Source organism: Mycobacterium sp. ML4 (assembly GCF_054515735.1).
Map to the genome: position 1 here is coordinate 48,290 of NZ_JBTNSY010000005.1, position 13,019 is coordinate 61,308.

Consider the following 13,019-nt stretch of genomic DNA (forward strand, 5'->3'; position numbering starts at 1 on the left):
CACGTTCGATGTCGAGCGTGAAGCCAGTTTCACGCTCGGCGGGCGAGAGGGCCTCAGATGCCCGAGCCGGGGTTGAGGATGCCGTCCGGGTCCAGGGCAGCCTTGATCCGCCGGTTCAAATCCATGACGTCGGGTCCCAGGTAGTCGGCCAGCCACGGACGCTTCAAGCGGCCCACGCCGTGCTCGCCGGTGATCGTGCCGCCCAGCCCGACGGCCAGGTCCATAATCTCGCCGTAGGCCAGCTGCGCACGCTCGGCCATCGCCGCATCGTCGGGGTCGAACACCAGTAGAGGATGAGTATTGCCGTCGCCTGCGTGCGCGATCACCGAGATCATCAGGTCCCGCTGCTCGGCGATCCGGGCGATCCCGGTCACCAGCGCGCCCAAGGCCGGCAGCGGTACCCCGACGTCTTCGAGCAGCAGCGATCCCTTGGCCTCCACGGCCGGGATGCAGAACCGGCGGGCGGCGACGAACGCCTCACCCTCGTCTGGATCGTCGGTCGAAAACACTTCGGTCGCGCCATTTTCCGCGAAGACCGCGGCCATCACCTCGGCGTCCTCGGTGCCGCCGCGTCCGCGTTCGTCCGAACCGGCGACCAGCATGGCGGCCGCCGTACGGTCCAGGTCCATGCGCAGGGTGTCCTCGACGGCGTTGATCGCCACCTGGTCCATGAACTCCAGCATCGACGGGCGAAGGCGCGCGCTCACCCCGAGCACCGCGTCCACGGCCGACTCCACCGAGGCGAAACTGGCCACCACGATGCTCGACGCGTTCTGCGCCGGCAGCAGCCGCAGCGTCACTTCCGTGACGATGCCCAGTGTTCCCTCGCTGCCGACGAACAGTTTCGTCAACGAAAGCCCCGCAACGTCTTTCAGCCGGGGACCGCCCAGCCGGACGGCCGTCCCGTCGGCGAGCACCACCTGCATGCCCAGCACGTAATCGGTGGTGACTCCGTACTTCACGCAGCACAGGCCCCCGGCGTTGGTGGCGATGTTGCCGCCGATGCTGCAGATCTCGTACGACGACGGATCCGGCGGATACCACAAACCGTACGAGGCCGCCGCCTTCTTCACCTCGGCGTTGAATAGTCCGGGCTGGCACACCGCGGTGCGGGTCACCGGGTCGATGGTGATGTCGCGCATTTTCTCCATCGACAACACGATGCCGTTGTCCACCGCCGTGGCGCCGCCGGACAGACCGCTGCCGGCACCGCGGGTCACCACCGGCACCCGGTGGGCCGCGGCCCACCGCAGCACGGTCTGCACCTCGTCGGTGTGTCGTGGCCGGACCACGGCCAGCGGCTTGCCTGCCGAGGGGTCCAGCGCCCGGTCTTGCCGGTAGCCCTCGGTGACGGCGGGATCGGTGACCACCATTCCCTCGGGCAATTCGGCGATCAGCGCCTCCAGCAAACCGGTGCTCACCGGATCGATCCTACGGCCGCGCGAGCACAGTCAAGCCGGCAGTCAATCGGCGTACATTTGAGCGGTCCCGCACCGCGCTACGGATGGGTGTCTTCATTTGTTCGGACAGCGAAAGCTCAGCAAAGTCGGCGTCCGCGCCTTCGCGGACGTCCTCAATGCCGAACAGTCGATCATCTCCGTCACCGTCGGCAATCCCAACCTGGTCAGCAATACTGAAGTGCGCTGGACCCTGCGGCTGCGCGTCACACCGGAGCGCGAACCTTCCTTCGAAGCGACCCTGAACACCCTGCTGCCGCAATCGATGCGGCCGCGCCCCGGCACCCGGCTGGCGGTGATCTATGACCCCAGAGACCACAGCCGCATCCAGTTGGACCAGCAATCGCCGGCCGAGACGGCGATCGATGCCATCACCGCGGCCCGCCCGGATCTCAGCGGCGCCTCCGTGATGGGGATGCCGATGGGTGACGTGATCCGGCAAGCCATGTCCGATCCCAGTGGGTTCCGAACCGAAATGATGCGCCGGGCGGCCGAGATGCAGGACCAGGCGCTGCAGGCCATGCAGCCGCAGGCGCCGGCCCGGGACCACGACGTGCTTGATCGCCTGGAACGGCTGGCCGCGCTCAAAGACCGCGGCGTGCTCACCGACAACGAGTTCGAGGAGCAGAAGCGGCGGATCCTCGGCACTTAGACGGGCGAAGGCACCCGGTCCAGCTCCCGCAACGACGGCAGCCGCACACAGAACGCACCAGTGACCAGGATGGGCAGTGCCAGCGCGAGAAACGCCACGTGCAAACCGGCGGCATCGGTCAATGGGCCGGCCAACAACAGCCCCAGCGGGCCCGCGGCGTAGGCCAGCGACGTCATGACGCCGACCGCCCGGCCCCGCAGATGCGCCGGCGCCCGGGTCTGGATCATGTAGGCGTAGATCGGCTGAATCGGCCCGTAGACCAGGCCCACCAATCCGACCAGCACCAGGATCACCGGCAACGGTGGCAACAAGGCGATGACGGCCGCCGCGACACCCAGCGTGAGCACCGCGGTCACCATGATGGTGCGGCGCGACAACCGCTTCACCAGCCCGACGTAACCCAGCGCACCGACCAGACCGCCGAGCGACAGCGCCATCAGCACCGACCCGAGTTGTCCGGGTTGGTGGCGGTCGCTGAAGTACTTGGGGAACAGCACGCTCTCCATCGGCAGATAAAGCGCCGTGACGGTGAGGTCGATCAATGCCAGGGTGCGCAGCACCCGCAGGCTCCAGACGAAGCGGATCCCCTCGGAGATCCCCGACAGCAGCCCGTCGGGCCGGGCGGCGTGTACCGGCTTGCCGGCGCCGTTCAGCCGCAGTAGGGCGATCGCCACGATCGACAGCGCGAACGCGCCTGAGGTGATCCACATGGTGTTGACGCCGCCGACCGTGGCGATCATCAGGCCGCCCACCCCGGGACCGACCATGAACGCCAGATTCTGCATCGCCTCGTACACGCTGTTCACCCGGTCCAACGACCAGCCTGCCCGGGCGGCCGCCTCCGGCAGCATCGACTGGCGAGCGGTGATCCCGGCCGGGTCGAAGGCGGCCGCGCACGCACCCAACCCCGCCAGCACCGCCACATTGACCGCCTCCGTGCCGTACGCCCAGGCGATCACCGGGACGGCGGCCACTGCCGCTCCCGACAGCGTGTCGGCGACCATCGACACCCGCCGACGGCCGAAGTAGTCCACCGCGGTGCCGGCCAGCAGCGTGGAGAACAACAGCGGCAGCGTCGTCGCCCCGGCCACGATCGACGCCTGTCCCGCGCTGCCCTGCCGTTGCAGCACCAGCCAGGGAAACGCCACTATCGAGATGCCGTCACCAGCGCACGCCATCAGAGTGGCGAACAGAAGCAGAAATGCCGGGCCGCGGCTCCTGTTAGTCATGGGATATCGCGGCTGAATCTAACGCCAAAGGCGTCGCCCAAACCACTGATTTTCCCTGCCGTGCAGGATGGTCGTGTGCTCATGCATCCCAATACCGGGCAGAGTTACGCCTCTCCGGTACCGCCTGGCTCTGGGTGGCCGGGTGACCCGGCGACGCCGCGGACACCCGTGGCCGCCGATGCCGCTAACGTCGCCGCGCTGGCGAACGCTGTCCGATCAATCGCCGAACTCGATGCCGCGATCAGCGTGTGCCGGGCCTGCCCCCGGTTGGTCACCTGGCGCGAGGACGTCGCCCTCACCAAGCGGCGCGCCTTCGCCGACCAGCCCTATTGGGGCCGTCCGGTGCCGGGCTGGGGGTCCGAGCGTCCGCGATTGCTCATCGTCGGGCTGGCTCCCGCCGCGCACGGCGCAAACCGGACCGGCCGGATGTTCACCGGCGATCGGTCCGGCGACCAGCTGTACGCGGCTCTGCACCGGGCCGGACTGGTGAACCAGCCCACCAGCGTCGATGCTGCGGACGGGTTGCAGGCCAAAGCCATTCGCATCGCGGCGCCGGTTCGGTGCGCGCCTCCGGCCAACGCCCCGACGCCTGCGGAACGGGACACCTGTGCGCCGTGGCTGGATGCCGAGTGGCGGTTGGTGGCTCCCCATGTCCGAGTGCTCGTCGCGCTGGGCGGGTTCGCCTGGCAGATCGCGCTACGCCTGACGGGCGGGTCGCTGAAGCCGAAGTTCGGCCACGGCGTCGTCGCCGAGCTGCCGTCGGGGCTGCGGGTGCTGGGCTGCTACCACCCGAGCCAGCAGAACATGTTCACGGGTAGGTTGACTCCGGCAATGCTCGATGAGGTGTTCAAGGACGCGAAGAAGCTGGCGGGAATCAAGTAATGGTCGAATCGGTTCTGGTCTCCGGCGCCAGTGTGGCCGGGCTCACTGCCGCGTACTGGCTGCAGCGCAACGGCTACGCCGTGACCGTGGTGGAGCGCTATCCAGGCCTGCGGCCGGGCGGCCAGGCGATCGACGTGCGCGGCCCGGCCCTCGAAGTGCTGGACCGGATGGGTCTGCGGGCCGCCGCCGAGGACTGCAAAACGAACATCCGAGGGTCCTCGGTGGTCGACCAGGACGGCAACGAACTGTCGTCAGACACCGAGTCGACGCCGACGGGTGGGCCGATCAACAATCCGGACATTGAGCTGCTGCGCGACGATTTGGTCGGATTGCTGTACGACGAAACGAAATTGAGTACCGAGTTTCTGTTCGACGACAGCATCGCCACGCTGGAGAACCTCGGCCCGGCGGTCAACGTCACTTTCGACAACGCAGATCCGCGCAGCTTCGATCTGGTGGTCGGTGCCGACGGGCTGCATTCCACTGTGCGGAGCCTGGTTTTCGGGCCTGAGGAGCGATTCATCAAGCGGCTCGGCACTTTTGCGGCGATCTTCACCGTGCCCAATTTCCTGGACCTGGACTACTGGCAGAAGTGGCATTACGGAGACGCCAGCATGGCCGGGATCTACAGTGCGCGCGGCAACTCCGAAGCGCGGGCCATGTTGGGGTTCATGGATCCCGAACTGCGAATCGACTACCGCGACACCGAAGCTCAGTTCGCCGAACTGGAACGCCGGATGGCCGACGACGGCTGGGTCCGACCGCAGCTGCTGAAGCTCATGCGCTCAGCGCCGGATTTCTACTTCGACGAGATGTCGCAGATCGTGATGGACCACTGGTCAATTGGCCGGGTTGCGCTGGTGGGTGACGCAGCGTACTGCGCCTCCCCGTTGTCGGGCCAGGGGACCAGCCTTGCCTTGCTGGGGGCAACGGTGTTGGCGGGCGAACTCAAACTGGCCCGCACCGATCACGGGCTCGGATTCGCCAACTACTTCAAGCGCTTTCACGCCTACACGCAGCGCACCCAGTTCCTGGCCAGCGACAGTGTCCCCGGCGGTGCGCCCATTTCCCAGGAGCAGTTCGACCTCATCGTCAACTCCTTCACGCTGCTGAACTACTGAACCAGGGAACATCTCCCCACCTGCACGCGTTGTGCCGACCGTGCGTCTTTCCGTCCTCGACCTGGTCCCGGTGCGTAGTGACCAGTCCACCGGCGACGCTCTTGCCGCCACGGTGTCGCTGGCGCAGACCGCCGACCGGCTGGGCTTCACCCGCTTTTGGGTCGCCGAACACCACAACATGCCGTCGGTGGGCGCCACCAGCCCGCCGGTCCTGATCGCCTACCTCGCCGCGCAGACTGAGCAGCTGCGCCTGGGCTCGGGCGGGGTGATGCTACCCAACCACGCGCCGCTGACGGTGGCAGAGCAGTTCGCGCTGCTGGAGGCTGCCGCGCCCGGGCGTATCGACCTGGGCATCGGCCGTGCGCCCGGTTCCGATCCCGTCACGTCGTACGCCCTGCGCGCCGGCCGTGACGATCGCGACATCGAGAACTTCCCGGATTACCTCGACGACGTGGTCGCGCTGATGAGCCCCCGCGGCGTGCGGGTGCCGCTGCGCTCAGGGGATTACACCCTCAGGGCCACCCCGGCAGCGGCCGGCGAACCGCGACTGTGGCTGCTGGGGTCGTCGATGTACTCGGCGCGCCTTGCCGCAGCCAAGGGGCTGCCGTACGTGTTCGCGCACCACTTCTCCGGCCAAGGCACCGAAGAGGCGTTGGATTACTACCGCGGGCATTTCCGGCCCAGCGACCTGGCGTCGCAGCCGGCCACCTTCCTGACGGTGAACGCCGTGGTGGCCGAAACACGCGATGAGGCAATGGAGTTGATGTTGCCCAACCTGCAGATGATGGCCCGGCTTCGCACCGGGCAGCAGCTGGGTCCGGTGCAACTCGTCGAAGAGGCGCACCAGGCCACCCTGACGCCGCAACAGCGGCACATCGTGGACAGCGGGATGCGGCGAGCCGTCGTCGGTTCACCGGCGCAGGCCGCCGATCAGGTGCGGGCGCTGGCCGAACGGTTCGACGTCGACGAGGTGATGGTCCACCCGGTGGCGTCGGCTCGTCGCGGCACCGATCCCCGGACCGCGCCCGCACGGGTGGCCACGCTCGAGCTGCTCGCCAAGGAGCTGTTCTAGTCCGCGACACCGGCCTGTTCGGGTTTACCGGGCGCCGGGGCGGGTGCGTGTGCGGCAATCCAGTGCAGCAGGTCGCCGGCCGGCAACGGCGGAGTGTGCACGAAACCCTGCGTGATCGTGCAGCCGTACTGCCGCAGCCCCCGCAATGTCACCTCGTCCTCGACGCCCTCGGCGACCAGGTCTGCACCGAGGCTTTCGGCCAGGGCCACCGTCGAGCGCACGATGGCCACCGAGCGCGGGTCCTGGGCCAAACGTGCCACGAACACCCGGTCGAGCTTCAGCTCGTCGACTGAGACGTCCTGCAGCCGGGCCAGCGACGACCATCCGGTGCCGTAGTCGTCCAGCGAGATCCGCACCCCGAGGCGCTGCAGCGCGGCGACGGTGTTTCGGGACCGCGCCGAGTCGACGAGCGTGCTTTCGGTGATCTCGATGATGAGCTCGTCGGCCGGCAGACCATGGGTCTGCAGGAGTTGTTCGATGGTGCCGACCAGATCGAGGTCGAGCAGGTTGGTGGTCGAGAGGTTGACCGCGATGGTCAGCGGCACACCCTGTTCACGCCAGGAGCGGGCCTGCGCCAGGGCGAGGTTGACGGTGCGGTTGGCCACTTTGCGCATCAGACCCGCGCGTTCGGCGGCCGGCAGGAACTCTTCGGGTAGCAGCAGGCCGCGGTGGGGATGGTGCCAGCGCAGCAGCGCTTCGACGCTGTGCACGCTTCCGTCGCTGGCGTTGATCTTGGGCTGGTAATGGCAGGTCAGCTGCTCGTTGCCGTCGGCCAGCGCGGCACGCAGCTCCCCGATGAGATTGGGGTCGTTCTCCCGGTACAGCTCATACGCCGCGTCGTAGACCGCGATCTTGCTCTTGGCGGACCGGGCGTGCGGCATGGCGATCTCGGCGCGGTTGAGCAGTTCCTGCGGATGGTCGCAGTGGTCGGGGAACAGTGCGATGGCGATGCGCGCATCGACCTGCAGGGTCATCGGATCCAGCGTGAACGGTTCGTTGAGGGCTTCCAGTAACCGGCCGGCCTGCGCTCGCGCGCAGACGAGGTCGGCACCCTCGGCCAGCAGGATCGCGAATTCGTCATCGCCGACGCGCGCGAGCAAGTCTTCCCGACGTACGTTCTGGGTCAGGCGATTGGCGATCTGGCACATCAGGTCGTCGCCGAAATGGCGTCCTAACGATTCGGCGATCTCGTCGAACTCGTGCAGCTGCAGGAGCAGCAGCGCCCGACCGGCCGGGCGCCTGGTGCCCGGTGCAGGCCCGAGTCCCGGTGGCGGCGAGATCGGTACCGCGGTCAGCGCCGTCGCCAGGCAGCGGCGGTTGGGCAGTGCGGTCAAATCGTCGGTCATGGCCTGCTTGTGGCTTTCGGCCATGATGCTGACGTCCCGGAACGTCACCGAGAAGCGTGCGGCGATCGCGATCAGGCTCAACGCGGCCAGTGTCGCCGCGACCCGCGACGGATGGCTTACCGCGGTGACCGTGAGCGCCACGAAGGTGCACGCCACCGGCGCGACGAAGGAACCCAGCCCGCGTTTGGGCACCGGCGGCGTCGACGACCACGCCGTCCAGCTGGCGAGCGCGATCAGGAAGAAGGAGGCGGGCCAGAACGCGTCCAGCATGGTGCCGACCCGGTATGAGTTCGCCGAGGTCTCGAAGAGGTATGCAGTGTCGGCGGCGGTGAACAGCACGAATCCGAGGACGAGCAGGCCCCAACGAAATTCGTTGCGCAAGCCGAGGATTGGTAGGATCCCGGCCGCCAGGGCCACCAGCACCAGATCCAGCCAGGGATAGATCAGTCCCACCAGCACGGTGGCCGGGGCCTTTGTCGCGGCCGTGTGAATCGGTCCCGCGGTCAGGGCGGCGGCCACCGATGCCATGACCAACCCGCACACCACCGAATCGAGCCGGACCGGGACGGGCACGCCTTTGAGCCGGGCCCGCATCAGCAACAACAGGCCGGCGTAGACGAACGGGTAGAAAGCCAGGTAGGCCGGGTCGGCGATGGATGGTGACTGTCCGTCGGGCACCCACTTGGTGTAGATGACATCGCCTGTCGCCGAGATCGCCATCCCGACTGCGATCAGGGTCCACGCCAGCCGGTCGGCCTTGGCCCGATGCGCCCGAAGTGAAACCAGGATGGCCGCAGCGAAATTCAGTGCCGGGTAGAAGACGTTGGCGAAGAACGGCGAGTGTCGGGCGTGCGGATCGGGCAGACACGACGACGCGAAGGCGAGTACGCCCATCCCCAGGACCCACAAACTGATTCGTATGGGCCGTGGCGGCCAGCGGAGGCTGCCGGATGCCTCTGAGGGTGACTTGGTAAGGGTGGCAAGCGGTTTGCTCGTACTCGCGAACGCCGTTGCGTATGGGGAGGCGTCGGCGGCGCCGCGATAGGGACGGCCGCCGTCGAATCCGTGCTCCAGGCTGCTCTTGAGGGCAAGCATCGACTCGGCGTTGAGCTCGGGCAACGCGTACGGCAGCGGCAGATCCGGCACGAAGCTGCGGATGCACTGGCCGCCTTCGCGTTTGGCGGCATACATGGCCAGATCGGAATGGCGCAGCAGTTCGTCGACGGTGTAATTCGATTCCGCCGCGGCTACGGTGAAACCGATGCTTGGGCGGACCGCCAGCGGAACGCCGTCAATGACGATCGCCGTATTGAAGGATTGCAGAACCCGTTGCGCTGCGGCGTGCGATTCCTCGATCGGCCCTTCGATGAGGACCGCGAATTCGTCACCCCCCAGGCGCGCGACGGTGCCCTGGTCGCCCAGGGCCGTGGTGAGCCGGCCGGCGACCCGAACCAGAAGCTCATCGCCGGCCGGATGGCCGAGTGCATCGTTGACGGACTTGAAGTTGTCGAGGTCCAGGCACATGACCGCGATGGGCACGGAGTCCCGATCGCGGCGGGCAACGGCCTGCTCCAGCCTGCGCCGGAAGTTCGGGCGGTTGGCCAACCCGGTCAGGCTGTCCCGGAAGGCCTCCTGCGCCACTTCGGTCAACAATCCCTGGTTTTCCACGAGCACCACGAATTGCCGCGCCAGCACCGCGGCCACCAGAATCCCGAGTCCCGCCAGCAGCGGTCCGTGCCGCATCATGCGCAGCGCATGGCCCAGCCCGACGGCCGCGGCCAGCAACAGCGGCAGGTAGGGCAGCCACAATCGGACGCGCGAGGTAATGTCCTGCCTCGTCGTCAGTGCCGGGGGCTCTTGGACGCTGACCAGGCCGGCCAGCGCCATCATTCCCAATCCGGCCACCCTGCTGACGTCGACCAGATCGCCGGTGTGATAGCTGCCGATCCCGGTCTGAAACAGCACCAGCATGTCGGCCAGCATGATCGTGGCGACGCCGCCGGCCAGCAGGCTCAAGCTGCGCCGCCCCCCGGGCCGGCCGCGCGACAACAGCAGAATCGCGGTCGTCATGAGCGCCACGTCGGCGATGACGTGGACCACTGTCGTGGGCCGTGAACTGCTGTCGGTCTGCAGTAGTTTGTCGAGAACGAACACCCAGCAGGCTACGAAAAGCGATACGGCCACGATGACGCCGTCGAGCGCCAGACGCCACACGTTGTGACCGCCGGGCTTGGACAGCAGCAGCATCGCCGTGAAGACTCCGATCGGATACAACAGCAGCACGACCTCCGCCGCCGCGGGGTGACTGGCGTGCTCGAAGTCCGGGCGTACGTCGTAGACGGCCCAGATGATTTCGCCGGCGGCCCACCCGGTCAGGGCCACCACCAGCGCCAGCCACCCGGACCTGTAGCGTCCGTCGGCGTGTCGCGCCGCGGGGCCGGCGCAGGCGGCTGCGAAGAGCAGGCACAGCACCGTCACGACGTGCACGACGGGACGGGTCGCGTATGGGCCCTGCCAGTCCCATACATACGAAGCGATGACCAGCGCCGCCGCCAAGCTGTAGGCGCCGACGACGGCGCAGGTGACTGCGACGCTCAGCCCGGTGAACGGGCACTGCGTTCCCGTCCAGCGCTTCATTCTTCGCTCCAGCTCGCCCATGCATTGATGCAGGCGAAGTACCCAGGAGCTTCACCGCACGCCATCACAGAATAAACTCACAGAATAAACTGGGGCCCGCGGTCTGGCTGGACTACTGCCGGCCAGGTCGGTTCTGTCGGGCGCTGTTCAGCTGCGCGCGTCGATGCGTGCCAGAGCCTCCCGCAGTATCCGGCCGGTGCCCTCCCGGTCCGGGTCCCGGCGTATCAGCATGCCCTTGGCGACCGACAGCTTGTCGCCGTTGCGCCGCGGCAGTACATGCAGGTGAATGTGAAAAACCGTCTGGAATGCGGCGCGGCCGTCGTTGATGGCGATGTTCGTCGCGTCGGCCAGGTCGGTCGTCTTGGCCGCGCGTGCGACGCGCTGGCCGAGGGCGATCATTCCGGCCAGGGTCTCCGCCGGCGTGTCGTCGAGATCGACACTGTGTCTTTTCGGAAGCACCAGGGTGTGGCCACGGGTGAACGGCCGGATGTCGAGGATCGCCAGGTAGCTGTCGTCGTCGTAGATCTTGATGGCCGGGGCTTGCCCGGCAGCGATCGCGCAGAATACGCAGGACATGTGGCCACGCTACTGGGTCGTGGTGATCGCGGTGGGTCACCGCATTGCCTTCGGTGAGACGCCGGGCGGTCAAGCGGAGCCAGACGCCGCGATACGACCACCATCAGCACCACCGAGCCCGCCGGATACGCTGCGGCAGTGGACCCTCGCGATCTTGCATTCGCAGGTGCGGCCGAGCAGGCGCGGATGCTGGCCGACGGTGACATCGACGCTCCGTCGCTCCTCGAGCTCTACCTGCAACGGATCGAGCGGCTGGACAGCGAACTGCGTTGCTACCGGACTGTGCGCTACGACGCCGCCCGCGAGGAAGCCGAAACGGCTCAGCAGCGTCTGGACGCCGGCGAGCGGCGCCCACTGCTTGGTGTTCCGGTCGCGATCAAGGACGACGTGGATGTCGCGGGTGAGGTCACCACCTACGGCAGCGGCGCGCACGGGCCGGCGGTAGCCGACGACGCGGAGGTGGTGCGCCGGTTGCGGGCTGCGGGCGCGGTGATCATCGGCAAGACATCGGTGCCCGAGCTGATGATCATGCCCTTCACCGAGTCGTTGACATTCGGTGCGACTCGCAATCCGTGGAACCCTCGTCGCACGCCGGGCGGTAGTAGCGGCGGCAGCGCGGCCGCGGTGGCGGCGGGTCTGGCGCCGCTTGCCCTGGGGTCCGATGGTGGCGGCTCGATCCGGATCCCGGCAACCTGGTGCGGTGTGTTCGGGCTGAAACCGCAGCGCGACCGGATCTCGCTGGAGCCACACGACGACGCGTGGCAGGGACTGAGCGTCAACGGCCCAATCGCACGATCGGTGCGCGACGCGGCATTGCTGTTGGACGCGACGAACACGGTGCCCGGTCCCGACGGCGAATTCGCCGCCGCGGCCGCACGCAGGCCCGGCCCGCTGCGAATTGCGTTGAGCACCAAGGTGCCGACGCCGATGCCCGTACGGGTCGGCAGGGCGCAGCTGACGGCGGTCGAGCAGGCCGGCGCGTTGCTGCGCGATCTCGGTCACGAGGTCGTGGAGCGAGACCCGGTGTATCCGGCCGCGCTGTATGCGAACTATCTGCCCCGGTTTCTGCGGGGCATCAGCGATGACGCGGACGCGCAGGCCCACCCCGAGCGTTTGGAACCGCGCACCCGGACCATCGCCCGCCTGGGTTCGTTCTTCTCCGACCGGCGGATGGCCGCGTTGCGCACGGCCGAGATCGGCCTGAGTACCCGGATCCAGGCGATCTTCGACGAGGTCGACGTGGTGGTCACGCCGGGCACCGCGGCCGGCCCGTCTCGCATCGGCGCGTATCAGCGCCGGGGTGGTGTGTCGACGCTGCTCTTGGTGGCGCAGCGGGTCCCGTATCAGCAGGTCTGGAATCTGACCGGCCAGCCTGCGGCTGTCGTGCCGTGGGACTTCGACGACGAGGGGCTGCCGATGTCGGTGCAACTGGTCGGCCGTCCGTATGACGAGGCAACGCTATTGTCGTTGTCCGCTCAGATCGAAGCCGCCCGACCGTGGGCGCACCGGCGGCCGCCGGTGTCATGAACCGGCGTTGACAAGCGCCGTCCAGGCGGTCAGTTTCGCCGACCGCGCGATCGCGTGCGCAGCGCTGGTCGAGGGCAGGCGACGGCAGGGCAGCGCGGGCCGGTCGGGAATGAGTCGCTCGAACAGGCGGGCCGCGGTCGCGCCGTTGAAGTACACCCGGTCGACCCCGGGGTAGGTGCTGAACAACCAGCCAAAGTCATTGGCCACCAAGCTTTTCGGGTCAATCGCGGCATCCGCGCTGCCGATCCGGCGGCAGCTGCGCAGTACGTCCCACAACGCCACCTCGTGTGACTGCAGCGCCGCCAGGCGATCGGGATAGCGTGCCGCGCAGTCGAATCCGAGAAGTTCCGCGACGATCGGCCAGAAGGCGTTACGTGGGTTGGCGTAGTATTCACCCGCGGCGAGAGAGCGGACGCTGGGGAAAGAGCCCAGGATCAGCACCCGGGCGCGGTGGTCGATCACCGGCGGGAGCCCGTCGAGCAGCGGTTCGGTCATCACCTCACATGATGACGTCCCCGGC

General features: G+C 67.8%; 10 protein-coding genes. 5 read left to right on the forward strand and 5 right to left on the reverse strand.

Translation table 11 applies throughout. From position 1 onward, the window contains the following. Positions 1-53: 53 nt before the first annotated feature. Positions 54-1,373, reverse strand: a complete 1,320-nt coding sequence (locus ACX9NE_RS06645) for an FAD-binding oxidoreductase (RefSeq protein WP_459361109.1) — start codon at positions 1,371-1,373, stop codon at positions 54-56. A gap of 145 nt (positions 1,374-1,518) precedes the next feature. Between ACX9NE_RS06645 and ACX9NE_RS06650 the strand changes: the two genes are divergently transcribed. Continuing rightward, complete coding sequence (locus ACX9NE_RS06650) at positions 1,519-2,109, forward strand: SHOCT domain-containing protein (RefSeq protein ID WP_459360905.1); 591 nt, start codon at positions 1,519-1,521, stop codon at positions 2,107-2,109. On the opposite strand, the gene tap is transcribed toward ACX9NE_RS06650, so the two are convergent. Continuing rightward, the gene (tap, locus tag ACX9NE_RS06655) at positions 2,106-3,338 is read right to left on the reverse strand and encodes a multidrug efflux MFS transporter Tap (protein WP_459360906.1); all 1,233 of its coding nucleotides are present in this window, start codon (positions 3,336-3,338) and stop codon (positions 2,106-2,108) included. The genes ACX9NE_RS06650 and tap overlap by 4 nt on opposite strands. Positions 3,339-3,398: 60 nt before the next feature. Here tap and ACX9NE_RS06660 point away from each other — a divergent pair, with 60 nt between their 5' ends. From ACX9NE_RS06660 to ACX9NE_RS06670, 3 genes are read left to right on the forward strand one after another with little or no spacing between them, the layout of a single operon-like run. Continuing rightward, positions 3,399-4,220, forward strand: a complete 822-nt coding sequence (locus ACX9NE_RS06660; protein ID WP_459360907.1) for a uracil-DNA glycosylase — start codon at positions 3,399-3,401, stop codon at positions 4,218-4,220. Continuing rightward, positions 4,220-5,341: an FAD-binding protein gene (locus tag ACX9NE_RS06665; RefSeq protein WP_459360908.1), complete on the forward strand. Its 1,122-nt coding sequence runs from the start codon at positions 4,220-4,222 to the stop codon at positions 5,339-5,341. Before ACX9NE_RS06660 ends, ACX9NE_RS06665 begins: the two co-directional genes overlap by 1 nt. 40 nt (positions 5,342-5,381) lie before the next feature. Next, complete coding sequence (locus ACX9NE_RS06670; protein ID WP_459360909.1) at positions 5,382-6,413, forward strand: LLM class flavin-dependent oxidoreductase; 1,032 nt, start codon at positions 5,382-5,384, stop codon at positions 6,411-6,413. Here the strand turns inward: ACX9NE_RS06670 and ACX9NE_RS06675 are convergent. Together ACX9NE_RS06675 and ACX9NE_RS06680 are read right to left on the reverse strand one after the other, a co-directional pair. Then, the gene (locus tag ACX9NE_RS06675; RefSeq protein WP_459360910.1) at positions 6,410-10,396 is read right to left on the reverse strand and encodes a diguanylate cyclase domain-containing protein; all 3,987 of its coding nucleotides are present in this window, start codon (positions 10,394-10,396) and stop codon (positions 6,410-6,412) included. The genes ACX9NE_RS06670 and ACX9NE_RS06675 overlap by 4 nt on opposite strands. Before the next feature lie 147 nt (positions 10,397-10,543). After that, positions 10,544-10,972: an HIT family protein gene (locus tag ACX9NE_RS06680; RefSeq protein ID WP_459360911.1), complete on the reverse strand. Its 429-nt coding sequence runs from the start codon at positions 10,970-10,972 to the stop codon at positions 10,544-10,546. A 138-nt stretch (positions 10,973-11,110) separates the two neighbouring features. Here ACX9NE_RS06680 and ACX9NE_RS06685 point away from each other — a divergent pair, with 138 nt between their 5' ends. Then, positions 11,111-12,499, forward strand: coding sequence for an amidase (locus tag ACX9NE_RS06685; RefSeq protein WP_459360912.1), 1,389 nt, complete (start codon positions 11,111-11,113; stop codon positions 12,497-12,499). Here the strand turns inward: ACX9NE_RS06685 and ACX9NE_RS06690 are convergent. Continuing rightward, a complete protein-coding gene (locus tag ACX9NE_RS06690) occupies positions 12,494-12,994 on the reverse strand; it encodes a DNA-deoxyinosine glycosylase (RefSeq protein WP_459360913.1) in 501 nt (166 codons plus the stop codon). The two genes, ACX9NE_RS06685 and ACX9NE_RS06690, sit on opposite strands and share 6 nt — an antisense overlap. Between the last annotated feature and the right edge of the window lie 25 nt (positions 12,995-13,019).

Coding starts and splice junctions, on each gene's coding strand:
- ACX9NE_RS06665 (WP_459360908.1), top strand. CDS start 4,220: ATGGTCGAATCGGTTCTGGTCTCCGGCGCCAGTGTGGCCGGGCTCACT.
- tap (WP_459360906.1), bottom strand. CDS start 3,338: ATGACTAACAGGAGCCGCGGCCCGGCATTTCTGCTTCTGTTCGCCACT.
- ACX9NE_RS06680 (WP_459360911.1), bottom strand. CDS start 10,972: ATGTCCTGCGTATTCTGCGCGATCGCTGCCGGGCAAGCCCCGGCCATC.
- ACX9NE_RS06690 (WP_459360913.1), bottom strand. CDS start 12,994: ATGACCGAACCGCTGCTCGACGGGCTCCCGCCGGTGATCGACCACCGC.
- ACX9NE_RS06675 (WP_459360910.1), bottom strand. CDS start 10,396: ATGAAGCGCTGGACGGGAACGCAGTGCCCGTTCACCGGGCTGAGCGTC.
- ACX9NE_RS06645 (WP_459361109.1), bottom strand. CDS start 1,373: ATGGTGGTCACCGATCCCGCCGTCACCGAGGGCTACCGGCAAGACCGG.